We start from the raw sequence: 25953 nt of genomic DNA on the forward strand, positions 1-25953 counted from the left end.
TAAAAGAATCTAAAAAAAATAGTGAAACCCTTAATCCACATATTAGGTAATGGAAATGTTGCTCAGGTATTAGCTGTTCAGCTTACAAATTCAGGCTATTCTATTCAAAGTGTTTATGCAAGGAAGAAAGAGAATGCTAATGAAATACAAACTCTGACAGGAGCTGTCGTAACGGATAAGATATCTGATATAGAAAAAATGCAAGGGATAGTTTTCTTTGCTTTATCAGATACAGCCACAGCTGAATTTTGTAAAAGAATCAAATTTAAAAAAGATGTACTTGCTGTTCACACTTCCGGTACTCTTCCGGATAATTTATTAGCAGAGTGCTCAGCTGATTACGCTGTGTTTTATCCATTCCAATCTATCCATAAAACAGATGAAGGAAATCCATTTAAGGGAATACCTGTTGGGATTTATGCTTCTAAAGAAGAGAGTTATCAATTACTTAGTAATATAGCTTTTTCTTTGTCTGCTGAAGCATTTGAAATTACAGAGAAACAAAGAAAGGTATTGCATCTTTCAGGGGTTTTAAGTAATAACTTCACCACCTTTTTGATAAATGAAGCTGCTCAGTTATTGAAAATAAATGATTTAAACCCAAATCTGATTGCACCCCTGATAAAAAAAACTCTAAATATACCGGATTTTACTAAAAAACAATTGCCTCAAACCGGACCTGCCATCAGAAATGACAAGGAAATAATCAGAGAGCATCTGAAATTACTGGAAAAGGATCATAATCTTTCTGAAGTTTATGAAATGTTAACAAAAAGTATCCGCTTACGCATAAAAGACAATTCAAGTCAACTATAAATATCTTTTTAATACTTAATTTTGTGAAAATTATATAAATGGCTTCTTTTATTGGGTTTTTTAAAATAATCAGACCTTTAAACTTATTGTTTATAGTGTTGGCTCAGTTTTTAGTCAGATATGCTATTATCTTACCGGCATTTGAGATTTATAATATAGAACCCACACTAAATTTTTTAAACTTTTCACTTTTAGTACTATCAACGGTATTAATCGCAGCAGGTGGTTATGTTATAAATGATTATTTTGATGTAAAAATCGATTACTTAAACAAACCTAAAAAGGTTTTTATCGATAATAATATCAGCCGAAAAACAGCTATGAAAGCTCATGTTATTTTGAGTGTGTTGGGTGTTATATCGGGTATTTATCTCTCTTATATAATTGGCAATTTCAGCCTTTCCATTATTTTTCCGGTTGTTGCCGGTTTACTTTGGTTTTATTCGACTACTTATAAAAAACAAGCACTCATTGGGAATTTTATCGTTTCATTTTTAACAGGCTTGATTTTGTTAATGGTTGTGTTATTTGAGCCCAAACTATTAGATTTGGAAATTCTTGGAATACGGTATATAGCCCTTCCGGTTTTGTATACAGTTGTTGCTTATGCCTTTTTTGCTTTTTGGGTTTCATTAGTTAGAGAAATTATAAAGGATTTACAGGATATGCAAGGGGATATTGCATTTGGATGTGAAACTTTACCTATTAAGATTGGTATCCCCAAAACGAAATTGATTGTCGCGGTATTAATTGTAATACAAATTGCTTTAATTGGCTTTATACAGCTTCAATATTTAGATACTCAGTATTATGAAATACAGCAAGGCCGGTTTCTTTATATCTTTATTTTCATTCAGCTTCCCATGGTTTATATTTTATACAAACTACGCAGAGCTGATAAAGCCGCAGATTTTCAAGTCATGAGCAATATTGTGAAATTTGTAATGCTTGCAGGTATTTTATCTATGCCGGTTTTTCAGTTTATTATTTAATATGAATTTAGATTACCCTTATAGAATTGTTTTAGCTTCAGCATCGCCAAGACGAAAAATGTTATTGGAACAGTCAGGCTTTAAAGTTGAAGTCAGGCCTTCTCCCGCAGAAGAAGTTATTCCCCCGGATTATCCTGTTTTAGAAGTTCCTGAGTATTTGGCGGGATTGAAGTTGCAGCCTTTTAAGGAGATGCACAAAAAAGGGGAGGTGTATATAGCAGCAGATACCGTCGTGATTTTGAATAATAAAATTTATGGGAAGCCCCTAAGCAGGGATAATGCTGTTCAAATGCTGAAAGATTTTTCCGGTGAAATGCATCAGGTAGTAAGTGGAATAGCCTTGCTTTCACCAAATGGAAAAGAAGTGCGTTTTAGTGAAACTACAAATGTTTACTTTTCTAAATTAACGGATAAGCTAATTGAAAACTATGTAGATTCTTATGAACCCTATGACAAAGCAGGTTCTTATGCAATACAGGAAGCTATTGGACTTTTAGGAATTGAAAAAATAGAGGGCTGCTATTATAATGTTGTAGGCTTACCGGTTAATGCTTTGAATAAACATTTGCAAAGCTGGGTTTAAACAAGTTTATTCACTTTCTTTTTCCCATAAATGAAAGTTAAATCCGAATGGTGTATAGACTAAATAGCTCTTTTTGTTTTCAGGAGTTTTAGTTTCTCTTGCTTGGCAACCGGATGCTTCTAATTCTTTAATAGTACTTTCCATTTCTGAGGTAAAAAATTCGAAATAGGTGCGACATGCAGGATTATTCTCAATGTAAAAGTTAATATTATTGAGTTTGAAGTGCGTTTCATTGGCATGATAACTTTTAATTTCCATTTTTAAGAAGTCTTTGAAAAAAACAACGGCCTTCTCATACTCTCGAACCTGAATTGCAATATGTGGACTAAAATGCATAATGTAGATATTTTAGATTTGAGAATTATATTTTGTAAAAATATATAAATTTTATCAAAATGAATATATAGAAAATGAGAATTGCATATTCATAATTGGCAAAAATTAAGTTTTAAAAAACACATTAGCCTTTTAGAAACACTACTCTAAAACGATTTCTGTATTCTCGAGTTTTTGCTTAGCTTTTTGGATTGAGCTTGAAGTAAGTCGGTTATCTTTTATAATAAGCGTTTCCAGATTTTTTAATTCCCAAAGTCCATCAGGTAAGTTATTTAAGTAATAATTCCCGCTTAAGTCTAAAATTTCAAGATTTTGCAATTCAGCAATTTGGTCGGGGATTTTATCATAATAATTGTAAGCTAAATAAAGTCTTTTTAAATTTTTAAAAGTAAAAATCTCCTCCGGGAAATTTCTTTTCTTTTGTAATCCTAAATCTAAATACCAGACCTTTTCCGGATTTTTGGCTGCTTCTTCAATATCTGTAAACCAGTTTTCTGTAAACATTAAATCCTGCAGGCTTTCACCATCATATTGAGCAAAAGTATTTACACTTAAAAAAGTAAAAAGTGAGAGAAGGAAGTATTTCATTATTTTATTTTTACTTATTAAAATTCTAAATACAGCATTCGATTAGTTTTGAAAAATTCAGTCCTCTAATTTATGAAAAAAATAGATATAAATAAATCAGGGGGCAGACTATTTAATACAATAACTTTTTAGCTATTTCCGCATCTATTTCTAATTGTTGACGGAGCTCTTCGGAATTATTAAACTTTATCTCATTTCTGATAAAAGAAATGAATTCCACTTTTAGCTTTTGATTGTAAATGTCTTTATTAAATTCAAAAATATGCACCTCAATACTTTTTGAGCCATTGTTAAAGGTTGGTCTCAGGCCAATATTTGCCATTCCCTTGTATGCGTTAGATGATGAACCTGTTTTGACATTTACAGCATAGACTCCATTTGCCGGTATGAGTTTATGTTCGTTTTCTACAGTTAAATTGGCGGTTGGGAAGCCGATAGTTCTGCCAATTTTTTTACCGTCGATTACCTTTCCGTTAATAGAAAAGTTATGCCCTAAAAGTTCGTTTGCTTTTTCAATTTCTCCCTGAAGCAATGCATTTCTTATTTTTGTTGAGCTAACAGTGATATCATCTATCATTTTGGCTGAAATTTCTTCAACCTTAAAATCTAATTCTTTCGATAGGGAGTTAAAAGTCTCTATCCCTCCGGAACGGTTTTTCCCGAAACGGTGATCGTATCCAATGATGACAGTATGCGGCTTAATATTATTGTAAAGGAAATTTCTCACATAATCTTCAGGCAGCATATCCGAAAAACTTTTTGTAAAAGGTACTATGATTAAATTATCAAGCCCAAATTGTTTAAGAATCTCTGTTTTCTCTTCAATAGTTTGGATAAGCTTTATTTTATCCCCTTTTTGGTTAAGCACAATTCTGGGATGCGGATGAAAGGTAAGCAAAATAGTTTCTCCGGAAATTTTTTGAGCAGCTTCCTGCATTTGCCTGATAATAGCTTTATGTCCAAAATGAACACCATCAAAAGTACCTACTGTCAGTATACCATTTTTAAATTTGGGTAGGGACATTAAATCTCTGAATACGCGCATCAGTCCGGTTTGTTATTTTGTTTCATTTTTTGATCTGCGATGCTTTCTATACATTCTTCAACGGTAAAAGCATTTTTCACATCATACAAACCAATCTTGGTGCGCCTGAGTTCATGTAAGTAAGCTTTACTATTCAAACTTTTTCCAAAATCAAAGGCAAGGCTTCTGATATAAGTGCCTTTAGAGCAGCTTACTTCAAAATGCACCATTGGCAGTTCAACTTTTTTTATCACAAAATCGATAATGTTTATTTTTCTGGCTGTCATTTCTATATGTTCACCTTTTCTGGCTTTTTTGTAAGCCCTTATTCCATCTTTTTTTATAGCAGAGAAGATCGGAGGCATCTGAAGTTGCTCACCGATAAAAGTTTTTGCAGATTCCTGAATTTGTTCTTCTGTTATGCCGCTTATGTCATTTGTACTTTCAATTTCTGTTTCCCTGTCATAAGAGGGTCTGTGCGCTCCCAGATAAATGATACCCTCATAGGTTTTCCCCAATTCACTAAACTCCTGAAGCTTTTTGGTAAACTTACCGGTACATAAGATAACCAATCCGGTAGCAAGCGGATCGAGTGTTCCTGCGTGCCCTGTTTTGGCTTTAGTTCTTCTTTTAATCAGATTTACAACATCAAAGGATGTCCATTCGTAGGGTTTGTCTATTAAAAGGGTTGCGCCTTCTTTCAAAGTATCTAAATCTGGGAAGACCATATCATCGCTATTATTCCTATTGCAAAGCAATAGATTCCAAAGTAAAAAAGATTTCCTTTGCGGACAATATTAATCATCCACTTGCAAGCAACAATTCCTGAAACAAGTGCCGCTATGAAAGCTATTGCAAGCATATTATTTTCGTGGCTTGCAGTAAATCCGGCATCTGACAATTCTTTAAACTGTAATAAAGTTGCACCAAGCATTGGAGGAATAATCATAAGAAATGAAAATCGGGTAGCCTGATCCTTTTGTGCGCCCATAAATAATGCGGCTGCCAGGGTTGCTCCTGAACGGGAAATACCGGGTATTATGGCTGCAGCCTGAAATAAACCAATTATAATTGCCATTAAAAAGGTGATTTTTTTGTCTTTGCCACTCATTTTTAAGGTTGCAAACATTAATGATCCGGTAACTAACAACATTGCACCAACCCAAAAAGCCCTTCCTTCAAACAATTCTTCCGCCTGACTGCCAAACAAATAATACACGATTCCCAAAGGAATCATTGATAAAAGTATTTTTAAGGCAAATAAACTGTCATCTGTTTTCTTAAATTGCAGCAGGTCTTTAAAAATCAGGAAAATATCTTTTCTAAACACAACTAGTGTGCTTATCATAGTTGCGATATGAATAATGATTTGAAACCGAAGTCCCTCCTCAATATCTGCCCCTAACAGCACTTTAGCCAATTCTATATGACCACTGCTGCTGATGGGTAAAAACTCGGTAAAACCTTGCAATAAACCTATTAAAATTGACTCAATCCAATTCATGCGCTCACATCTGCTTTGTCGGACTGTTTCGTTGGATTAAAATCTTTAAAAATTCCCCAAATAATTATAATAACACCTAAAATAAGAACGATAGGAGAAACTACTGTTCTACGGGTACTGTATAGTCCGGCCTCGTTAAAAAAGCTAGGGTCATCATTATAACCTCCAATCATAAGGATGAATCCCAGCCCCATGACTAAAGTTCCGCCTATTAAAACATAAAAATTTTTAACATCTAAAAAAGGTTCGTATTTGGTTTTTTTAGATCTGCCCGAAACTACGGGTTTTTTAATTTGTGGCTTTTTTTTCATTTATAAAGCATTTATTCGTTTAATTTTAATACAAATCATCCAAGCGCATTTTTAAATATTTTAGAACGGCACCTAAAGTGCTGATTACTGAAATAAACAATCCTAAAATAAAAATAACTGCGAAGATAAGGGCACTTATTGTCCAATTATGTAAATCAGCTAATTCCGGAACACGTATATACACAAAGTATAAAAGTGCAGCTAACATAATTAAGGTGATAATAATACTCAGTAAGCCGTTTAAAATTGCTCTGCTAATAAAGGGTTTAAGTATAAACCACTTTGTGGCTCCAACCAACTGCATACTTTTTATAATAAAACGATTGGAGTACATACTAAGTCGTAAAGTATTGTCTATAAGCGCTAAGGCGATTATCAAAAGTAATACAGATATGATTCCTAATCCGATTCCAATTTTTCTAATGTTTTCATTAACCTGTACTATTAAATCTTGTTGAACCAAAACATCGCTGACTTCTCTGTAGAGCATCAACTTTTCATTTATCATTTGAATACTGTCAGGGTTGGCATATTCTGCCGTAAGATAAAATTCAACGGATGAAAAAATGGGGTTATAACCCAGTAAATCTAAAAAGTCTTCTCCTAACTGTTCGTTTAATCGCTCGGCTGCTTTTTCAGGACTGATATATGATGCTATTCGAACAAAATCTTCTGCTTGTAGCCTTTTTTCCAACTGTAAGCCGTCAGATTCACTGATGTTTTGCTTTAAAACAACCGTAACTTCAACATTTTCTTTGAAATATCTTCCCAGTTCATTCGCATAAAAAAGCAGATAACCCAATGATCCCAAAAGAAATAATACGAAAGAAATACTGACTATAGAATAAATATAAGTCGGAGATTTTCTCTTTCCCGGTTTTTTGCCAAACTGATAGGCCATTAAAGCACTTTTTTTGTAACTGCGAAATTACATTAATTCATTAAATAAGTTAAATTTAAATAGAAATAAGCGTTTTGTTTTACAAAGGATATCTTTTTTCTGTCTTTTTCTTTAGCTGTTTACTCTTAAGTAGCAATTAAAGTGAGTTGCATATTAAATTTATTTATAAACAAAATTAGCATTCTTATATTAGCTTAAAAAATAGAAATTTCTGCTTAAAAGCGGTATTTGAATACTAAAAATGCGATTAAAGATTACTAATATTGCAAGAGGATTCAATAACAATTTTAAAGATATTTACGAATGGAATACAATCCGGGCAAGATTGAAAAAAAGTGGCAAAAATTCTGGGAAGAAAACCGGACTTATAAGATAAATGATAAAGATACTCATAAGCCTAAGTTTTATATCCTGGATATGTTTCCGTACCCTTCCGGGGCAGGGCTGCATGTCGGACATCCATTAGGTTATATCGCTTCAGATATTTTTTCCCGCTATAAGCGTATGTGCGGATTTAATGTATTACATCCAATGGGGTTTGATGCATTTGGGCTGCCGGCAGAGCAGTACGCTGTTGAAACCGGACAACACCCTGCGAAAACTACTGATGTAAATATAAAAAGATATAAGGAACAATTAAAATCTATAGGCTTTGATTATGACTGGAGTCGTGAAATTCGTACCTCTGATCCGAAATACTATAAATGGACTCAGTGGATTTTTATACAGTTATTTAATCATTATTATGATGTAGAAAAGCAAAAAGCTGTTTCTATAGATAAGCTGATAGCTCATTTTGACCAAAATGGCAGTAAAAACCATACGGCATTCACAGATAAAAAAGCAACTATTTTTTCAGCTGCTGAATGGAAATCATTCGGGGAAAAAGAAAAGTCAGAGATATTAATGCAGTACCGAATTGCATATCAAACGTATGCAGATGTAAACTGGTGTCCGCAATTAGGTACAGTTCTGGCAAATGATGAAGTAAAAGAAGGACTTTCTGTCAGAGGAGGCTTTCCGGTAGAGAAAAAATCAATGCGGCAATGGTTTTTGAGGATAACCGCCTATGCTGAGCGTTTAATTGCAGATATGGAAATGCTTGATTGGAGCGATTCTTTAAAAGAAATGCAGAAAAACTGGATAGGCAAATCTCAGGGTGCAACTGTTTATTTTGAAATTGAGGGATTTACAGAAAAAATAGAAATTTTCACTACCCGTCCCGATACAATCTTTGGAGCGACCTTCATGGTATTGGCACCTGAACATCCACTGGTTCAAAAGATTATGTCAAAAGATGCAGCACCGGAAATTAAAAAATATATAAAAGAGGTAAAAAATAAGTCTGAGCGGGAAAGGATGTCAGAAGTAAAGAAAGTAAGCGGAGTGTTTACCGGCGCTTATGCCAAACATCCTTTTAGTGGTGAAAAAATACCGGTCTGGATAGCGGATTATGTACTTATGGGTTACGGCTCCGGAGCTATTATGGCAGTCCCTTCCGATGATCAGAGAGACCGATTATTTGCTGAAAAGTTTAACATTCCTATTATAGAAGTAGTTGATCAATCTGAGTATAAATCTGCAGAGATAGGGGACAAGGTGGGCAGAATGAAAAATTCTGATTTTTTAAATGGATTGGAAGTTGTGGAAGCTATAGAGAAAATAATCTCAAAAATCGAATCTGAGAATATTGGCAATCGTACTACCAATTATAGACTGAGAGATGCCGGTTTTAGTCGTCAAAGATACTGGGGGGAACCTTTTCCTGTTTTTTACAAAAATGGAATACCACAGTTGTTGAAAGAAAGTGATTTACCCTTAGAACTTCCGGAGGTAAAATCATACAAACCAAGCGGTTCAGGGCAATCTCCTTTAGCCGCACTGAATTCATGGGTGGAGATTGATGAAAAAACAATCAGGGAAACAGATACCATGCCGGGCTTTGCCGGCTCCAGCTGGTATTTTTTAAGATATATGGACCCTCATAATAACGAGGAGTTTGCTAACAAAAAAAAGGTCGATTATTGGCAGGATGTTGATTTGTATATCGGAGGTGCTGAACATGCCGTTGGGCATTTGATGTATGCCCGTTTTTGGAATAAATTCCTATATGATATTGAAAAAGTTTCTGTTAAAGAGCCCTTTAAAAAATTGATTAATCAGGGAATGATTCAGGGTAGATCAAATCTCATTTTTAAAAGAAAAAAGGCTAATGTTTTTATTTCTGCCGATGTATTGGAGGATTATCTGAAAGAAAATAATTTAACTGAAGAAGATGTAATTTCTTTTAATATTGATATTAATTTGACTGAAAATGATTTTCTGAATATAAAGGCTTTCGAAAAAAACAGACCGGAATATGAAGGGAGTAAATTTATTAAGAACAGCGATAACCTTTTTAAGTGTACTGTTTTAATTGAGAAAATGTCCAAGTCTCTGTATAATGTTGTTAATCCGGATGATATTATTGAAGAGTATGGGGCAGATGTATTCAGGATGTATGAGATGTTTTTAGGGCCTATAGAAATGCATAAACCCTGGAACACAAATGGAATTGATGGTGTGGCTAAGTTTATGAAACGCTTTTATAAGTTGTTTTATAATGATGAAGGGAAGTTTGTTGTAACAGATGAAAAAGCGGATGAGCAGGAGCTAAAGATTTTACACAAAACCATAAAAAAAGTCAGGCTGGATATAGAAAATTTCTCATTTAATACAGCAGTTAGCGCATTTATGGTTTTAACAAATGAGCTAACCAAAATGAATTGTCATAAAAGAGAGATACTGGAAAACTTTGTTTTAACTTTAGCTCCCTTTGCCCCACATATCTGTGAGGAGTTATGGAGTGAATTAGGAAACAAAACAACTGTAATTCATGAAAAAATACCTCAGCATGATGAAAAATATCTGAAAGAAGATGCTTTTGAATATCCGGTGTCTATCAATGGGAAAATGCGTTTAAAATTAACATTTGAAATAGGTGTTAAAAAAGAAGTTGTCGAAAAGGAAGTAATGGCTCATGAGATTGTTAAAAAGTGGGTGGGAGAGAAAAATCCTAAAAAAATCATTTTTGTACCGGGTAAAATTATAAATATAGTTGTCTAAGTATTAAAACAATGGTTGATTATAGATGTTACTTAAGTGAACTTAAAATCTGAGCAGATTTTTGATAGAAAATATAAGTATATTTAACACACACAAAAAAGGTCAACTAAATGATAAAGATTATTGAATGTCCGAGAGATGCAATGCAAGGCATAAAGCAATATATTCCGGTTGCGGACAAAGTGCGTTATTTACAGTCACTTATTGAGGTCGGATTTGATACCCTTGATTGCGGAAGTTTTGTCAATCCAAAAGCAGTTCCTCAAATGGCTGATACAGCAAAGGTGCTGGATTCTTTAGATTTAGATAAAAGTGAAACGGAGATTTCTGTTATAGTTGCTAATGTGCGCGGCTCTCAGGAAGCTGTGAAGTTTTCAATGGTGGATATACTAGGGTTTCCTTTTTCTGTGTCAGAAACTTTTCAGTATCGAAATACAAATGCAAGTATAGAGGAAGCTTTTTTACGAATAGAAGCAATTCAAAGGCTTTGTGTAATTCACAATAAGAAAATGCTGATTTATATTTCCATGGGCTTTGGAAATCCTTACGGAGACCCATGGGAACCTGAAGTTGTGGGTGATTGGGTAAGGAAATTAAAGGAGTTAGGGATTAAAGATTTTTCTATTGCAGATACGGTAGGTCTGGCAGATAAAGAATCTATAAAATATATATTCAGTTATCTTACAAAAGAATTTGAAGATTTAAATTTTAGCGCACATTTTCATACATCACCGGATAACTGGAGAGAGAAAATTGAAGCAGCTCACCAGAGTGGCTGCCAAATATTTGAAGGAGCAATTAAAGGTTTTGGAGGTTGCCCTATGGCAAAAGATGAGTTAGTAGGTAATATGCCTACGGAGAATATTATTGAATATTTTCATGAAAAAGATATACCTTTAAATTTGTCCAGGCAAGCATTAGAGAAAGCAATATCGCTAAGTCTGGATATTTTTCCTGTTCAGGTAAACTAATTTTTAAGCTTCAAGGATTAAAAAAAAGGAATTTATGCACATTATTAGTCATGGTGCTGCTCAAACTGTAACAGGTAGTTGCCATATTTTAGAAGCAGGCGGATTAAAAATTCTTCTTGATTGTGGGTTTTTTCAGGGCAAAGGGGTAGAAATGTCAGTTAAAAACAGAAATTTCCCTTTTGACCCCAAAGAAATTGATTTTGTATTACTTTCACATGCTCATATTGACCATTCAGGTAATTTGCCTCAACTAGTAAAAAAAGGATTTAAAGGTAAAATCTTCTGTACACATGCCACCTATGAATTGGCAGAGCTACTTTTACTTGATAGTGCTGCTATACAAATGGCCGATACAGATTACATAAATCAGAAAAGAGCAAAAGAGGGCAGGCCTTTTATTGAGCCTCTGTATAATGATACTGATGTTTATGAATGTTTACAATATTTTGAAGTTACAGAGTATGCCAGAGATATAGTTTTAAATAAGGCTGTTCAATTTTCATTTACCAATACCGGTCATATTATTGGCAGTGCTGCCATTCATGTATCAGTATATAATGAAAAGGGTAAAAAGAAAGTTTTTACGTATACCGGTGATATTGGGCGATACAAAAACCGGATTTTAGACTTTCCGGAGGATATTCCCCAATCAGATTTTATTATGTTAGAAGGCACTTACGGTGACAGAGAGCATGATGAAATTGATACAGTAGAGAAAAAATTGTTAAAATATGTTGAAGAAACCTGTCTGATTAAAAAAGGAAAGTTGATTATTCCGGCATTTAGTGTAGGCAGAACTCAGGAAATTATTTATGTTTTAAACAACTTATCAGAGACCGGTAAGCTACCCCCAATTGATGTTTTCGTAGATAGTCCAATGGCGGTAAATGCTACTGAAATTATGAGAAGACATGCATATTTATTTAATCCTGAAATTCGCAAAATAATGGAGTCTGAAGACCCTGACCCATTTGGTTTTAACCGGCTTCATTATATCAAAGATGTGAAAGATTCTATTGCTTTAAACAAAAGAACTGCTCCCTGTATTATAATTTCATCTTCAGGGATGATGGAAGGTGGTAGGGTTAAGCACCACCTTAAACACAACATTGAAAATGAAAACAATTCAATCCTGATTACCGGCTATTGCGAGCCAAGTACTTTAGGTGGACGCATACAAAGTGGGGATAAGCAAGTTAGTATTTACGGTAGAACTTATGATGTCAATGCCAATGTTTTAACACTGAATGCATTAAGCGCCCATGCTGATGTAAATGAGTTGATGGAGTATGTAACAGTTGGGGATTTAGTAAAGGTAAAGAAGTTGCTTTTAGTACATGGTTTACCCCAAAGTCTCCTTAGTTTAAAAGGGCGTTGTGAAAGAACAGGTTTTAAAGATGTAATCGTCTCAGAACCACATAAAGCCTATGAATTGGCATAAAAAAAGGTGCTTATAACTTTATAAACACCTTTTTTTTAATTTTGAAAACTAAACTTATCTGTTGATAACGAAATTAGAATTACTCAAAATTTGACCTTCAGCATCTCTTACAATCAGGAAGTAAGAACCGGCTATCAGTTTATTTACTTCAATGATATGAATTGAGTTTGTTACTTTATTTTCAATCAAAACTCTACCTTGTAAGTCAACAACCTGTGTTACCAAATCATTTGTTTCTATAAACTCAGTAAACTCAATATTCAGTTTATTATCTGCAGGATTTGGGTAAAGATTAACCAATACCTTTTCAGTAGACAAATTTACTACGCTGTTAAATGGAGATACAACAACTTCTACAGTATTAGAAGAGCAAAATACCGGTGTTCCGTCATCACATACAGTATATTCAAAACTGTCGGTTCCGGTAAATCCGGCATTCGGAGTATAAGTAACTGTTCCGTCACCATTATCGGTAACCGTACCATTAGCAGGGTCTGAAAGATTGTCAACTACAACATTATCTCCGTCACAATCAAATGTATTAGCTAATATATCAATTATAACAGATTGATCTTGAACTACCGTTGCATTTATAGCATTTGCTTCGGGAGCAGTATTTGTGTTAGTACCTGAAACTGAAACATTATCAATATTCAGTACACTGCCGGGAGTTCCGTCAGCACCATTAGAAGATGCAAATGCAATTAATAAGGTATCAGGCATATCACAACTTGTATAAACAAAATCAATAGAAAATTCAGTAAAGGTATTTTGTAAATTACTTGGTTGATAAACCGCTGAACCTATAATTTCACCGTCTTTCTTAGCAAAAGCTAAAATAGCAGCAGTGTCTACACCTGCCGGGACATATCTGTAAAAACCGGAAAAAGTAGCATAACGCTGATTTATTGGAGTTCCACCGGTAATTAATTCGTCCAATTCAAAGTTTCCGGAAATTAAAGCAGCTTGATCTACTACAATCTCACCGTTAGTTACTGCACCGGGAACATCAAAAGATATAAAACCGGCATTAATATTACCTGTTTCCATTCTAACTGAGTAGCTTCCGGTGTGAACATTAACATCATCTTTAGTTACGAAAGTTTCACTAATTGGAATAGGTTCAGTGATGTTAGTAATTGGGTTAGTCGTATTCCAGCCATCCGGCTCTTCATAATCACCGTAATCTGTCCAGTTTTCAAATGTTGGGTTTAAAATTTGGGCAGTAATAATAAGAGTGCTTGCTAAAAAGCAAATCAGGGTTAGATAAACATTTTTCATAGTGTTAATTGTTTTATTTTTTAACAAAAATAACAAAATACTTCACTTTACAAGCCTTTTTAGTGGTTTTGTGAGCTAACAAAGCTGTTTGATACTTTTTTAATCTATTTTCTTTGTCTTGATATTGAGGCTTTTAAAAGTTTTATATTTTTTAATAAAGTAGGAGTAAATGATTGATTTGTCATATAAGCCGTTATTATTGAAGTCATTATGCTTCTTGAGCAGCTTTCTTTTTTTTAACCAGTAATTCCATTCTTTATAAACACTGATATGAGCTTTTAAAATTGCTCCTATATCGCTGAATTTACCTTCCGAGAGACTTTTTAAGGCTGCGATGCCATCCAGGATTAAACGTAAAAATATCGTTCGCTTAAACTTTTGGTCAGGCAGGTTTTTAATGAGCATTCTCAAGCTATTTCTGAAATTCAGGAAAGTCTTCCTGGGGTTTCCCTGAGGCAAACTTCCGCCTCCAACATGATAAACTTTTGATTCAGTTATACAAATAATTCTTTTGCCTTTGTTTTTTAGTCGCCAGCATAAATCTATTTCTTCCATATGTGCAAAGAAGTCTTTATCTAATCCGCCGGCTTCATGAAAATCATCTGCACGCACAAACATACAAGCACCGGTAGCCCAAAAGATTTCAATACTTTCATCATATTGATTCTCATTTTTTTCTAAGGAATCAAAAATTCTGCCCCGACAAAAGGGATAACCCAATTTATCAATAAATCCACCTGCCGCACCTGCGTATTCAAAATAATCTCTATTTTTCTCATCTAAAATTAGTGGTTGGGCTGCAGATATATTTTTATCTTTTTCCATTCCGGCAATTACCGGCTCTATCCAGTCAGGTTCAACTTCAACATCCTGATTCAGCAATACGTAGTAATCTGCTTTTATTTTTTTCAAACCCTCATTATACCCGCCTGCAAACCCCAGATTTTCTTCTAAAATTATAGATTTTACCTCCGGAAAATTGCTTTTCAAAAAGTCTTCGGTTCCATCATTTGAAGCATTGTCTATAACCCAGTATTCTGCATTTGGGTAAGTTGTCTTAAGCAAAGGTGGCAGAAAACGCTTTAAAAAGTGCTGACCTTTCCAGCTTAGAATTACAACTGCAACAAGTGGTAAGTTTTTTTCCAAAATCAGAAAGTTTATTCAGGGATGGAAATTTCAACTAAAAAGCGTTCATCCAAAACATGTAAAACTTTGGCCGCTGACTCAGAAATTTTTATGATTAAGTTTCGGTTTTGGTCTGTAGCCGGCATCCTTCCAATAACTCTAACGTAGGTTTCTAAATTATTCATTAGATTTCTGACCTTTATTATGCTGCCAATAGGTGCTTCATTTGTTAAAACTAAAAAGTGTTCCTCGCGACCGGTATCTTCTATCCAGGAAGCAATTCCTCTTTTTTCAAGCATTCTGTTTGTTTCACTGATTTTTGATTGAAACGTATTACGGTATTCATTGATCACCGGATTGTCTCTTGGATCCGGCCTTACAGGCTCAGATATATCTAATTCTGAATCCTCCGTTTCTGTAAATGCAAGACTTTCTTCAGTTTGTTCCTCTATTTCTGGCATTTCTGTACGGCCACCTTCAGTCATGCCGACTTTTAACAATTGTCCTGCCTGCAAATTGTCTGATTGTAATTGATTCCATTGCCTGATTTTCTTCGGATTTCTAAATCCATATTCACGTGCTATCGAAAATAAAGTTTCTCCGCCTTTTACCTGATGGTATGCCCATCCGTCTTCCCGCTGAAAATCATCTACAATTTTTTCTTCCCGGGAAGGCACAATTTCTATGTCTTCAACATCTGTGTATATAATAAGTATCTGACCAACGCTTAAAGCATCGTCTTCAAGTTGGTTCCACTCCCTTATTGGGGCAGGGCTTGGAAGACCATATTGTCTGGCAATTGAAAAGAGACCTTCACCCTGAGATACTTCATGTCGAATAAAATTTTCTGTAGGTTCAGCCGGTCGGGATTCACTGACCGTTGCGGGTATATTCAATGGTATAACTAATACCTGCCCTAATTGTAATGGCTTATCCTTAAGTATAGGATTTTTTTCCCGAATTAGACTTTCTGAGGAATTATATTTTCTGCTGAGCGAGAAAAAAGTCTCTCCAACATCAACTTTATGCAACCTAAATTGTCTTTTACCATCAGTAAGTAAAGGATTTTCCTTGGCTAAGTCTTCAAATTTTGCTATTTCTACCGGAACTTTTATTAAATCTCCTATTTTTACATCAGTAGCAACATTTTGAATTTCATTGAGAGAAAGTATTTCCTGAGCCGGAACATTATACTTTCTGGCTATTGAATATACAGTTTCCCCGGATTGTATATCATGTAAAATCATTAAGGGGGTATCTGCTTTTACAGTTGTAAAAATCAGTAAAAAGAAAAAACTTAAAAGGGTATAAGTAAATCTTCTAAAAAAATAAAAAAAATTAGCTTTCATAAAATCTTTAAAACTTAAATTATGTTTAATTAAAAAACTACCAATTCATTGTTTTAATTTTACAGAATTGAATAAATCCTAAAAATAATATCTGAATCAACAATTTGGAACAAATACAAAAGTAATGGTAAAGAATAACATCTCCTTTTATACGATAAAAAAAATATGCACAATTAGCTTTTTGTTGTGTAGTCTTTTTTTACTTCTGAGTCTTAATCAGTCTGAGGCAACAGAACCCCGACCATTGGATGAGAAAATAGTTTATTTCTTTGAATTAAATGAGGATATAATGCCCGCTGCTGAAAGAAGAGTCACCAGAGCACTGGCAGAAGCAGAAGAAAAGAACGCTGATATCGTTTTAATGCGGGTAAATACCTACGGTGGAATGGTAAATGTTGCAGACTCCATCAGAACGATGATGCTGAATGCAAGACCGACAACGGTTGCCTGGATAAAAAATAATGCTGCTTCAGCCGGAGCATTGATTTCAATTGCCTGTGATAGTATATACATGAGTAGAGGCTCTAATATTGGCGCAGCTACAGTTGTGAATCAAACCGGTGAGCAAATGCCTGACAAATATCAGTCTTATATGCGTAGTATGATGCGTTCGACAGCTATGGCAAAAAATAGAGATCCTCTAATTGCGGAGGCTATGGTTGATGAAACCGTTGAGATTGAGGGAATCATTGATGCCGGCAAAATTCTAACTTTTACCGGTGAAGAGGCTTTAGCAGCCGGATTTATTGAAGGAAAGGCTGAAAGCATTGAAGAGGTGCTTAGTAATATGGGGATAGAGAATTATACACTACACCGTTATGAAACTTCATTTACTGAAAGCATTATAAATTTTTTATTGAATCCCCTGGTAAACAGCATTTTGCTTTTAGTAATCATAGGTGGTTTATATTTTGAATTACAAACACCCGGAGTTGGGTTCCCTATTATCGCTTCTGTTGTAGCAGCTACATTATATTTTGGCCCTTTGTATATAGAAGGTATGGCAGCCAACTGGGAAATACTTCTGTTTATTGTAGGTATTTTGCTCATAGCACTCGAGATTTTTGTTATTCCCGGCTTTGGAGTAGCCGGAGTCTCCGGAATAATTGTAACAGTCACTGCACTCACCCTTGCGCTTATTCAAAACGACGGACTGGATTTTTCTTTCCCCGGAATGGAAAATGTAGCTTTTGCTTTTTTTAGGGTATCCATTACCTTGCTGGTGTCTATAGGTATAATAATTTTTATGGGTGGGAATATTGCCAATCTCAGATTTTTTCAAAAGATGATACTGGCAGATGTTCAGGATAAAAATGAAGGCTATACAAGCGCAGATTTTTCTTTAAGAGATCTTGTTGGTAGCCAAGGATTAGCCGTATCGGACTTCAGACCTTCGGGGAAAATCGAAATTGGTGATGAGCAGTATTTTGCTGTTTCAGATGCCGAATGGATAAAAAAAGGAGAAAGGATTCAGGTTGTTTCTCTTAAAGGTTCTAATCTTGTTGTTAAGAAGGTGAAATGATTGAAGTCAATAATCCGCCATTTTTTTAGCGTATTTATTTTTATATATGGCCAATAGAAAAATAGCAATAATTCCTGCAAGATACGGGTCAACTCGTTTTCCGGGGAAGCCTCTGGCATTGATTTCAAACAAAAGTATGATTCAGAGAGTTTATGAGAATTGTATCAGTTGCGGGATATTTGATGATGTGATTATAGCAACAGATGATGAACGCATATTAAATCATGCGGCTACTTTTGGTGCTAATGCGGTAAAAACCGACAAATATCATCCAAACGGAACTTTGAGGTGTATAGAAGTAGTTGAAAAAATCAATCTAAAGGAAGCCTGGATGTTTAATATACAGGGGGATGAACCGTTTTTACATCATGAAAATTTAAATGAACTTAGCCGATTTTGCAGTAAAGTGGAAAATGCAGTGGTAACTATGTATGATGAAATAGAAACTTTAAATAGTTATCAAAATCCTAATGTTGTAAAATTAGTACAGAACAAAAACCAAAAAGTAAATTATTTCAGCAGAGCGCCAATTCCATTTGATATTAACAATGTAATTAATTTCCCTTCTCCTTATGTAAAGAGACATATAGGTATTTATGCTTTTTCAGTGAGTATTTTACAAAAAATAAAAAACCTTGAAATTTCAGCTTTGGCTCAGATTGAAAATTTAGAGCAATTGACCTGGCTTAATGAAGGAATAGATATTTATGCCGTTGAAGCAAAGCATCCGAATGGTCCGTCTGTTGATTCTCCGGATGACATTCAAAAAGCAGAGATTTTTTTAGCCGACCATTAAATTGCAACCCCTTACATCAGCATTGTTTATTCTGCCGTAAACATAAAAACCACCATCATTATCTAATTCTCCTATGTCATCAGTTGCAAGAAAACAGCAACTATGTATGTTTGCCAAATCAATAATATTTAGAGCGCCTCTTGCATTTTTTGATTGTATATCGAAAGGGTCATAAACATCTCGTACCAAAACTTTAACCCAGTCCGGGAAGTAGTATTTCTCATCTTTAAGGGAATAAGCCTGTGAAAGCAGTTCCGTCATGCCGTATTCAGAATGTATTTGATTTGTTTGAAAAGCATTTTTCAAAATATCATGCAAAGCTGTTTTCCAAAGTTCTTTTCTCCTGCCTTTCATGCCCCCGGTTTCCATAATAACTGTATGCTTTAAATGAATGGGGTATTTTTCTGCAAAATCAAGAAGTGCAAAACTAACGCCTATTAATATTGTTTTTTCTTTCCTTTCTTCTAAGGTTTGTAAATGGGTTGAGAGCTTTTCGTAATCATCTATATAAAATCCGCTAAGGGGCTTTCCGGACGATTTCATGAAACCGTCAACCATATACACCAGAGAGGCATTATTTCTTTCAAGATAAGAGGGGAGAAGAGCAAGGAAGGTATAGTCTTTAATATTTCCATAGTATTTTTCAAAACATTTCAAAAAGACATCCCGGTACCATTCTAAAGAATAAATATGATGCTTGGATGACTGCCCACCACCGGTAGTACTGCTCTCAAATACTTTTTCACTTTCAAAACTTCCCGTTTTAATTTCTTCAGTTTTAAAAAGTTTTATCGGAAGGAAAGGTATTTTTTCAATTGATTTTATTTGTTGAGGTGCTACACCTAACAATTGAATATACTTCTTATATATAGGATTGTTTTCAGCCTGATAGTAAAACACTCTTAATGCAAACTGATTAAAAGTATCGGGATTCAAACCAAAAATTGAATGATAGTTAAACGTTATTTTATTGTTTTTATCCAAACTAAGCGAAAAGTTTTAATGAACAGCAAAAAAAATGATACATTTATGTATTACTTTTGTTTAGTAAAAAGTAATCAGAATATACAAAAATAGCTAAATCATCGTTTCTAATTTAATTCATGGATTAATGCTTTTGAAAAAAATAAAATACCTTACTGTTTCAGTTTTATTATCTGCTTTGTTTTTAACATCCTGCGTAGATCCGCCGGATTATTCTGAAGTTCCGGAAATTGAATTTATTACATTTTCACCACAATTAGTTGGAACGGAAGATACGCTGCAAATAGTTTTCTTTTTTAAAGACGGAGATGGGGATCTTGGTTTTGAAAGTTTTTCCGAACCGGACTCTTTAGGTTGTGATTTGTGTGACTCCACTTGCTTCGATGAACCGGAATTTTCAATTTTTGTCACGCGTAACAAGACCGGATGTCTAATCCCTTTTAATATGCCTTATATTCCACCTAAAGGTAGCAGCCGGGCTATTTCAGGAAATGTCACCCTCAGCTTGTTTGATATTGGGTGTTTGCCTCCTGATGGTGGTTCTTTGGGAGATATTACAGATCAGGAAACGGATACGGTATATTTTTATATACAGCTAAAAGACAGAGCCGGGAATTTTAGTAATGTGATACAAACTCCCGAAATTACCTTACTTTGTAATGATTAGGTAAAATTCTACGCTAAATTGCCTTAAATTTGCACCAACTTCTTTCTTTTGTTGTTATATCAACAATTCAAACAGCAATAGTAATTTATGGCAAATACAGACAACACCTTAATTAGTAAATATAATGTTCCCGGTCCAAGATATACCAGCTATCCTACCGTTCCGTATTGGCAGGATAATGATTTAAAGGCCGGAGATTGGTTAAGCAGATTAACAAAAAGATATCAGGATACCAATAGTAAAAGCGGTATTTCCCTTTATATACACTTGCCTTTTTGCGAGTCACTTTGTACTTTTTGCGGATGCAATAAGCGAATTACAATTAACCACGGTGTTGAATCTCCATATATACAAACGGTTCTGAATGAATGGGACCTTTATCTGGAAAAACTCGGCGAAAAACCTATGTTGAGAGAACTGCATTTAGGCGGAGGTACACCAACGTTTTTCAGTGCAGATAATCTCAGGTTTTTACTGGAATCTATTTACAAAAAATGTGATTTACATCCGGATTTTGAATTGAGCTTTGAAGCGCATCCAAATGTAACCTCTTACGAGCAAATGCAGGTTTTATATGAATTGGGCTCCCGAAGAATCAGTTTGGGGGTACAGGATTTTGATCCGGCTGTTCAACAGATAATTAATCGGGTGCAACCCTACGAAACTGTTTTAAAAGTAACAGAAGGAGCCAGAAAAATTGGTTATTCTTCTATAAATTTTGATATAATTTATGGTCTGCCGCTTCAAAAAATGAGCAGTATAGTAGATACAATTACAAAAGTTAAACAACTCATGCCCGAAAGAATTGCTTTCTACAGCTATGCACATGTGCCCTGGGTAAGTCCCGGTCAGCGCAGATACACTGAAGAAGACCTGCCACTTGGATCGGAAAAGCGAGATTTGTATGAAAAGGGTAGGGAAATGCTCGAAGCAGCCGGATATATAGAAATTGGTATGGATCATTTCAGTTTACCTCAAGATTCTTTATATAAAGCTCTAAAAAAAGGAACATTGCATAGAAATTTCATGGGATATACGCATCAGTATACCGAAGTTTCCATCGGTCTGGGCGTTTCCAGTATTAGTGACAGCTGGGATGCATTCGCTCAAAATATCAAAGGTTTTGAAGAGTATACTGCAATGGTAAATGAAATAAAAGAGATTCCGGTTTTCAGAGGGCATTTGCTCAATGAGGAAGATTTGTTTATCAGAAAACATATACTGAACTTAATGTGTCAGTTGGAAACCTCCTGGGGTGAAAGTGAAGATAATCACCCGCTAATTCTTTCTGCTATTAATCATTTAACAGAAATGTTTGAGGACGGTTTGGTAGTGTTGGAAAACAGAACCCTTCGCGTAACAGAAAGCGGTCGCCCATTTGTGAGAAATGCATGCATGGCTTTTGATAATAGAATGTGGGCAAAAAAGCCGGAAACCCAACTTTTTAGTCAGGTAATTTAATATATTATGCTCAAATGGCAGTTTACCGCTTTTTTAGCCCTTTATTTAATCTTCTCTACGAATTTTTCGCTCAGGGCAGCAGAAGCTGAATCCTCCTTAAAAAGTCCGGGGCAGTTTACGTTAAGCGTTAATGGGGCATTGCTTTTAGGCGGTGAAATAAATCGTGACAATTTTATTTTTAAAAGTGGATATTCCTTTTTTATACAACCGGCATACGAATATTCAAATTTCAGTATTTTTTTACATACAGGAGTATTTCTGTTGGAAGATGAAGGTTTTTTGCCTATTGGAGCAGGTTTGAGGTATTACACAGGCAACAAGCCTTCCGGATTTCATTTCTCATTTTCAGCCGGATTTGCAGATGCATGGCTGAGAGACAGAACAAATGAAAGATATTCTCTGGATGGCAGATGGTTTGCCATGCCGGGTTTTGGATACAGACTTTTAATTAGTGAAAATTTAAAAGGAATTTTCGGCTTAAATGTATTGCACCAAAATGCAGTTTTACGCTTTGAACACCCTCAGTCAGAATCTATATCTTCGGTAATAAATTTTACTTTTTTAAAGTTTTCCTTAGGGGTTGAATTTTAAAATGAATTCTATTAAAAAAATATTTGTAGTTTTTCTTTTATGTGCTTGCTTTCAGCCGGTGTTTGCTCTGCCTGTAATCAATGAATTTATGGCTTCAAATTCCGAAGTTATAAGTGATGAAGACGGAGATTTTGAAGATTGGATAGAGATTTATAATCCTACCCAGTTCACTATTGAATTAAATGGGTTTTTTCTTTCAGATGATGTTGATGACCCATATCGCTGGCAGTTTCCTGATTATACTCTGAATCCCGGTGAGTTTTTGCTGGTGTTTGCCTCCGGAAAAAATCGAAAAAGCGGTCCTTATTTTCATACTAACTTTCGGATTGATAAAGATGGAGAGCCCTTAATTCTCTCTAGTCCTGACAGTGTATGGGTTGACTGGATTGAACCGATACAATTATTAACAAATACTTCCTACGGTAGAAAAACAGACGGAGGTGCTGAATGGGTATATTTTTCTGTTTCCAGCCCCGGCATATCCAATGCAAGCGGAGTGAAAGGACCTGCGCCGGAAGATATTATAGAAAGTTCTCTACCCTCAGGATTCTATCCATCGGGAACTCCGCTCACTTTGTTTTTTAAAAATCAGGACGCAGATATTTACTATACAATTAATGGGGAGCGACCTGATATTAACAGTTTTAAGTTTTCAGACTCCATATCACTTAGTCGACTGCTGATTCCTGACAGGCATTATTCAAACATACAAACAGCACCCCGCTGGCAAGAACCAAACTCTACACAATTTGGAGCTATTGTTTTACGGGCAGCAGCATTTAAAAATGGAATTAGAGTCAGTAATTATCTACAAAATGTATACTTTCCGGAGGAAATGTGGCCCAATAAGGATTGGTCTGTATTCTCAATAATTATGGATGAAGATGATTTTTTTAGTCATGAGCGTGGAATTTATGTGCCGGGTCCCGGATTTGAAGAAGATCCCTACAGAGCAAATTATTATAAAAGGGGAGATGACTGGGAAAGAACAGTACAGCTTAGTTTTTTTAATACCGAACAGGAATTGATTTTTGAGCATTTGGCAGGAGCCAGAATTCATGGTGACGGGACCAGAAAAGCACCCCAAAAAAGTATAAGATTATATGCCAGAAACAGATATGGCTATGAAACATTTGATTATCCTTTTTTCGAAAAGAAGCCTAACATAAAAAGTTTTAAAAGATTGATTTTGAGAACTTCAATGGGGGACTGGAATCGATTAGGTTTAACAGATGAGTTTGTTACTGCCGCAGTAAGACCCTTGAATCTGGATTATATGGAGTTTCTGCCGGTAATAGTTTTTATAAATGGAGAATTTTGGGGGATTCATCATCTCAGAGAACGAATTGATCAGTACTATTATATGTCAAACCATGGTGTTAATCCTGAAAATATTGATGAGATAGATGGTTTGGGATATGCTAACAGAGGCACAGCAGATGCTTATTTTAAAATGTTTAACTTTTTCCGGAATGCAGATCCGCAGGAAGCAGGTTTTTATGATGAAACCTCAAAATTGATAGATATAGAAAATGTAGTGGATTATTTTATTGCTAAAATGTATTTCAGGAATTTAGACTGGCCATTCAGAAACTATACACTTTGGAAATCTGAATACGGCAAGTGGCGTTGGGTATTTTTTGACTGTGATGCATGCCTGATTCGTTTTGGAGATTATAATATGCTTGAATATCTTCAGGAACAGCATTTCCCGGAGCATATAGATGCAGATTTGTTCTTGATTATACGTCGTTTATTGCAAAATGAAAAAACATACGGACTGTTTATGCAGCGACTAAACAGACATATTGAACATACATTTTCACCTGAGCGCTTATTACCGATATTAGATAAGATGGCTGAAAATCACAGACATTATATAGAAGAGCAGGTTAAAAGGTGGCATGTGCCTGCATCAGTTTATCAATTTGAACAAAATATTAAAGATTTAGAAAGATTTATAATTCGTCGCCATGAATTGATGAGCAGGCAATTCTCTAAGATTGCAAGAGAATCAGTAAAGGTTTATCCAAATCCGCTTTCTCTTGAAACCGGAAAACTAACTGTCAGCGCCACGTTTTTGAAAAACAATAGCAAACTGCAGTATAGTCTTATTGATATGAAAGGAATGGAAATGCTTTCCGGAGAGATTCAAAATGGCAGAGAATTAACGTTTCCCCGGAGCATAAACCCGGGTAGTTATATTTTAAAACTTAAAAATGATGGTTTTGTATTCAATAAAAAGCTTATTATTCAGTAGAAGTCTGAATCAGAGGGCATTACTTTTTTTATTATTCCTTTGCTTTTTTAACTCAAATAATGCGTCGGGAGAAATCAATAAAACTGAGCGCATTATTATTGAAGTAGAACCATTTAAGCAAATTTATAATAGTGCTTTTTTCAGCAATTTGTGTATGATAACTTCTGATGGCTGCATACATAATATTTCCGGCTTTGATTTTGAGTGGGGTTTCCATTATGAACTTGAAGTGGATAAAATAAACATAGAATTTCCACAGGCAGATTCTTATAGCATTAAATATGAATTGGTAAGGATTATTGAGAAAGAAAAAGAAACAGTTGATTTACAATTTTACAATATGGTAAAGCTAAACAGGAGCTTGTCGTCTTCTGAATTTATACCGGCATTTGAGTTTACCCAAAATGACACAGCCATTTATTTCAATGAAGTGAATGTATTGATAAATGATAAGGATTTAGTGGAAATATTGAAAGCTAATAGTTCCGGATACTACCGGATTTTATTTGAGGTTTTAGATAAAAAACATTTGCAATTATTATCAATAAGAAAGGTAGAGTGAGTTGCTGATTAGGTAGAGGTAGTTTATGTTAGAAAGACCTAAGATTGCGCAAGATCCAAGGGAGAAAGCTGGCAGTTGGCAGGAAAGAAATCCCAAGAGCTCAAATTTCAAGAGACCAAGACCCAAGAAGGGAAAGTATAGGCAGGGGCAGTAGGCACTATGCAGGGTGAGAAGCCAGGAGCCCAAATTTCAAGAAATTAAAAATTTAAAGGCAGCAATTTTTTTAGCCTGCTCCCTCTTCTGTCGCAAGCGTCCGCTTGTGACATGTGTGTAGAATATATAAAATCCGGGCTCAAACTTAACTCTGTTTTGTCCGTCAAAGTTCAGCTAAAGCTGAAATCGTATTGCATAAAGAGAATTTTATTTGGAGTAGTGCCAGAGATTATGCCGGTAGAAGAGGGTATATTGATATTGAGTTAATAGAGTTTTTTTTGAATATTACTTTTAAAATGAATAGATTTACATATTGATAGATGAATTGCAATATGATTTATGCAAAACAGCCGTATCACAAGCGGACGCTTTCGATAGATGTGAGGTTTTGCCTTTGGAGCCGGTAAGCGAGGGCTTGATTATGGAAATTGAAAATGTCTTGAACAGGATTTGAAAGATTAAGAGATAGACAAGATTTTGAAAACTGATAAAAGAGGATGAAAAACGAAATTATTCTGTATCGACCTAATGAGGTAGCGGAACATATCGAGGTTCGCATTGATGAGAAAACCGTTTGGCTAAGTCAAGAACAATTGACGCTTCTTTTTCAAAGAGATCAATCTGTAATTT

The 25953-nt window shown here is 34.9% G+C and carries 24 protein-coding genes; 13 read left to right on the forward strand and 11 right to left on the reverse strand.

What is annotated here, in order from left to right:
* Positions 1-21: 21 nt before the first annotated feature.
* From EA412_03940 to maf, 3 genes are read left to right on the forward strand one after another with little or no spacing between them, the layout of a single operon-like run.
* Positions 22-816, forward strand: a complete 795-nt coding sequence (locus tag EA412_03940; GenBank protein ID TVR80979.1) for a DUF2520 domain-containing protein — start codon at positions 22-24, stop codon at positions 814-816.
* Between the two features lie 38 nt (positions 817-854).
* Complete coding sequence (locus EA412_03945; GenBank protein TVR80980.1) at positions 855-1808, forward strand: prenyltransferase; 954 nt, start codon at positions 855-857, stop codon at positions 1806-1808.
* Position 1809: 1 nt separating this feature from the next.
* Positions 1810-2391, forward strand: a complete 582-nt coding sequence (maf, locus tag EA412_03950) for a septum formation protein Maf (protein ID TVR80981.1) — start codon at positions 1810-1812, stop codon at positions 2389-2391.
* A 6-nt stretch (positions 2392-2397) separates the two neighbouring features.
* On the opposite strand, the gene EA412_03955 is transcribed toward maf, so the two are convergent.
* The 7 genes from EA412_03955 to EA412_03985 all read right to left on the reverse strand — a co-directional run bounded on the left by EA412_03955 (position 2398) and on the right by EA412_03985 (position 7055).
* Complete coding sequence (locus EA412_03955) at positions 2398-2727, reverse strand: hypothetical protein (GenBank protein ID TVR80982.1); 330 nt, start codon at positions 2725-2727, stop codon at positions 2398-2400.
* A gap of 141 nt (positions 2728-2868) precedes the next feature.
* Complete coding sequence (locus tag EA412_03960) at positions 2869-3315, reverse strand: hypothetical protein (GenBank protein ID TVR80983.1); 447 nt, start codon at positions 3313-3315, stop codon at positions 2869-2871.
* A gap of 112 nt (positions 3316-3427) precedes the next feature.
* Positions 3428-4360, reverse strand: a complete 933-nt coding sequence (locus tag EA412_03965; GenBank protein ID TVR80984.1) for a bifunctional riboflavin kinase/FAD synthetase — start codon at positions 4358-4360, stop codon at positions 3428-3430.
* A complete protein-coding gene (gene truB / locus EA412_03970; protein TVR80985.1) occupies positions 4360-5067 on the reverse strand; it encodes a tRNA pseudouridine(55) synthase TruB in 708 nt (235 codons plus the stop codon). The genes EA412_03965 and truB overlap by 1 nt, the downstream gene beginning before the upstream one ends.
* A complete protein-coding gene (locus tag EA412_03975) occupies positions 5049-5843 on the reverse strand; it encodes an undecaprenyl-diphosphate phosphatase (GenBank protein ID TVR80986.1) in 795 nt (264 codons plus the stop codon). Before EA412_03975 ends, truB begins: the two co-directional genes overlap by 19 nt.
* Entirely contained in the window at positions 5840-6154 is a 315-nt protein-coding gene (locus EA412_03980) for a DUF3098 domain-containing protein (protein TVR80987.1), read from the reverse strand. Before EA412_03980 ends, EA412_03975 begins: the two co-directional genes overlap by 4 nt.
* A 25-nt stretch (positions 6155-6179) precedes the next feature.
* Positions 6180-7055: an FtsX-like permease family protein gene (locus EA412_03985; GenBank protein TVR80988.1), complete on the reverse strand. Its 876-nt coding sequence runs from the start codon at positions 7053-7055 to the stop codon at positions 6180-6182.
* 303 nt (positions 7056-7358) lie between these two features.
* On the opposite strand from EA412_03985, the gene EA412_03990 reads away from it, so the two are divergent.
* From EA412_03990 to EA412_04000, 3 genes are all read left to right on the forward strand, one after another.
* Positions 7359-10160, forward strand: a complete 2802-nt coding sequence (locus EA412_03990) for a leucine--tRNA ligase (GenBank protein TVR80989.1) — start codon at positions 7359-7361, stop codon at positions 10158-10160.
* 110 nt (positions 10161-10270) lie between these two features.
* Positions 10271-11131: a hydroxymethylglutaryl-CoA lyase gene (locus tag EA412_03995; protein ID TVR80990.1), complete on the forward strand. Its 861-nt coding sequence runs from the start codon at positions 10271-10273 to the stop codon at positions 11129-11131.
* A 34-nt stretch (positions 11132-11165) separates the two neighbouring features.
* On the forward strand, positions 11166-12572 hold the full coding sequence (locus EA412_04000; GenBank protein ID TVR80991.1) for an MBL fold metallo-hydrolase: 1407 nt from the start codon (positions 11166-11168) through the stop codon (positions 12570-12572).
* A gap of 54 nt (positions 12573-12626) precedes the next feature.
* Here EA412_04000 and EA412_04005 read toward each other — a convergent pair whose 3' ends face one another.
* The 3 genes from EA412_04005 to EA412_04015 form a co-directional block, all read right to left on the reverse strand.
* Positions 12627-13853 carry a T9SS C-terminal target domain-containing protein gene (locus EA412_04005; GenBank protein TVR80992.1) on the reverse strand — a complete coding sequence of 409 codons (1227 nt, stop codon included), beginning with the start codon at positions 13851-13853 and terminating at the stop codon, positions 12627-12629.
* A 99-nt stretch (positions 13854-13952) separates the two neighbouring features.
* The gene (locus tag EA412_04010) at positions 13953-14999 is read right to left on the reverse strand and encodes a glycosyltransferase family 2 protein (protein ID TVR80993.1); all 1047 of its coding nucleotides are present in this window, start codon (positions 14997-14999) and stop codon (positions 13953-13955) included.
* A gap of 11 nt (positions 15000-15010) precedes the next feature.
* Positions 15011-16327 (reverse strand): LysM peptidoglycan-binding domain-containing protein, encoded by a 1317-nt coding sequence (locus EA412_04015; protein TVR80994.1) that lies wholly within the window; start codon positions 16325-16327, stop codon positions 15011-15013.
* 124 nt (positions 16328-16451) lie between these two features.
* Here EA412_04015 and EA412_04020 point away from each other — a divergent pair, with 124 nt between their 5' ends.
* Together EA412_04020 and kdsB are read left to right on the forward strand one after the other, a co-directional pair.
* On the forward strand, positions 16452-17849 hold the full coding sequence (locus EA412_04020; GenBank protein ID TVR80995.1) for a nodulation protein NfeD: 1398 nt from the start codon (positions 16452-16454) through the stop codon (positions 17847-17849).
* Positions 17850-17895: 46 nt separating this feature from the next.
* Entirely contained in the window at positions 17896-18645 is a 750-nt protein-coding gene (gene kdsB, locus EA412_04025; protein ID TVR80996.1) for a 3-deoxy-manno-octulosonate cytidylyltransferase, read from the forward strand.
* Here kdsB and EA412_04030 read toward each other — a convergent pair.
* Positions 18631-19611 (reverse strand): acyl transferase, encoded by a 981-nt coding sequence (locus EA412_04030; protein TVR81002.1) that lies wholly within the window; start codon positions 19609-19611, stop codon positions 18631-18633. The two genes, kdsB and EA412_04030, sit on opposite strands and share 15 nt — an antisense overlap.
* Before the next feature lie 145 nt (positions 19612-19756).
* On the opposite strand from EA412_04030, the gene EA412_04035 reads away from it, so the two are divergent.
* The 5 genes from EA412_04035 to EA412_04055 all read left to right on the forward strand — a co-directional run bounded on the left by EA412_04035 (position 19757) and on the right by EA412_04055 (position 25170).
* Positions 19757-20296: a hypothetical protein gene (locus EA412_04035; protein TVR80997.1), complete on the forward strand. Its 540-nt coding sequence runs from the start codon at positions 19757-19759 to the stop codon at positions 20294-20296.
* 87 nt (positions 20297-20383) lie between these two features.
* Positions 20384-21757 (forward strand): oxygen-independent coproporphyrinogen III oxidase, encoded by a 1374-nt coding sequence (hemN, locus tag EA412_04040; GenBank protein ID TVR80998.1) that lies wholly within the window; start codon positions 20384-20386, stop codon positions 21755-21757.
* Positions 21758-21763: 6 nt separating this feature from the next.
* Positions 21764-22348: a hypothetical protein gene (locus EA412_04045; GenBank protein ID TVR80999.1), complete on the forward strand. Its 585-nt coding sequence runs from the start codon at positions 21764-21766 to the stop codon at positions 22346-22348.
* Positions 22338-24608 (forward strand): T9SS C-terminal target domain-containing protein, encoded by a 2271-nt coding sequence (locus EA412_04050; protein ID TVR81000.1) that lies wholly within the window; start codon positions 22338-22340, stop codon positions 24606-24608. Before EA412_04045 ends, EA412_04050 begins: the two co-directional genes overlap by 11 nt.
* A complete protein-coding gene (locus tag EA412_04055) occupies positions 24568-25170 on the forward strand; it encodes a DUF4377 domain-containing protein (GenBank protein ID TVR81001.1) in 603 nt (200 codons plus the stop codon). The genes EA412_04050 and EA412_04055 overlap by 41 nt, the downstream gene beginning before the upstream one ends.
* The last annotated feature ends 783 nt before the right edge of the window (positions 25171-25953 follow it).

Source organism: Chitinophagaceae bacterium (assembly GCA_007695095.1).
In the GTDB taxonomy this organism is placed as follows: Bacteria; Bacteroidota; Bacteroidia; order Chitinophagales; family REEL01; genus REEL01.

Excerpts from the sequence above, each read along its gene's own strand:
- EA412_03995 (TVR80990.1), top strand. The coding sequence starts at position 10,271 with ATGATAAAGATTATTGAATGTCCGAGAGATGCAATGCAAGGCATAAAG.
- EA412_04055 (TVR81001.1), top strand. The coding sequence starts at position 24,568 with ATGATGGTTTTGTATTCAATAAAAAGCTTATTATTCAGTAGAAGTCTG.
- EA412_03980 (TVR80987.1), bottom strand. The coding sequence starts at position 6,154 with ATGAAAAAAAAGCCACAAATTAAAAAACCCGTAGTTTCGGGCAGATCT.
- EA412_04020 (TVR80995.1), top strand. The coding sequence starts at position 16,452 with ATGGTAAAGAATAACATCTCCTTTTATACGATAAAAAAAATATGCACA.
- EA412_03985 (TVR80988.1), bottom strand. The coding sequence starts at position 7,055 with ATGGCCTATCAGTTTGGCAAAAAACCGGGAAAGAGAAAATCTCCGACT.
- hemN (TVR80998.1), top strand. The coding sequence starts at position 20,384 with ATGGCAAATACAGACAACACCTTAATTAGTAAATATAATGTTCCCGGT.
- EA412_03955 (TVR80982.1), bottom strand. The coding sequence starts at position 2,727 with ATGCATTTTAGTCCACATATTGCAATTCAGGTTCGAGAGTATGAGAAG.
- EA412_04045 (TVR80999.1), top strand. The coding sequence starts at position 21,764 with ATGCTCAAATGGCAGTTTACCGCTTTTTTAGCCCTTTATTTAATCTTC.
- EA412_03990 (TVR80989.1), top strand. The coding sequence starts at position 7,359 with ATGGAATACAATCCGGGCAAGATTGAAAAAAAGTGGCAAAAATTCTGG.
- kdsB (TVR80996.1), top strand. The coding sequence starts at position 17,896 with ATGGCCAATAGAAAAATAGCAATAATTCCTGCAAGATACGGGTCAACT.
- EA412_03960 (TVR80983.1), bottom strand. The coding sequence starts at position 3,315 with ATGAAATACTTCCTTCTCTCACTTTTTACTTTTTTAAGTGTAAATACT.
- maf (TVR80981.1), top strand. The coding sequence starts at position 1,810 with ATGAATTTAGATTACCCTTATAGAATTGTTTTAGCTTCAGCATCGCCA.
- EA412_04000 (TVR80991.1), top strand. The coding sequence starts at position 11,166 with ATGCACATTATTAGTCATGGTGCTGCTCAAACTGTAACAGGTAGTTGC.
- EA412_04015 (TVR80994.1), bottom strand. The coding sequence starts at position 16,327 with ATGAAAGCTAATTTTTTTTATTTTTTTAGAAGATTTACTTATACCCTT.
- EA412_04005 (TVR80992.1), bottom strand. The coding sequence starts at position 13,853 with ATGAAAAATGTTTATCTAACCCTGATTTGCTTTTTAGCAAGCACTCTT.
- EA412_04035 (TVR80997.1), top strand. The coding sequence starts at position 19,757 with ATGCTTTTGAAAAAAATAAAATACCTTACTGTTTCAGTTTTATTATCT.
- truB (TVR80985.1), bottom strand. The coding sequence starts at position 5,067 with ATGGTCTTCCCAGATTTAGATACTTTGAAAGAAGGCGCAACCCTTTTA.
- EA412_03975 (TVR80986.1), bottom strand. The coding sequence starts at position 5,843 with ATGAATTGGATTGAGTCAATTTTAATAGGTTTATTGCAAGGTTTTACC.
- EA412_03945 (TVR80980.1), top strand. The coding sequence starts at position 855 with ATGGCTTCTTTTATTGGGTTTTTTAAAATAATCAGACCTTTAAACTTA.
- EA412_03965 (TVR80984.1), bottom strand. The coding sequence starts at position 4,360 with ATGCGCGTATTCAGAGATTTAATGTCCCTACCCAAATTTAAAAATGGT.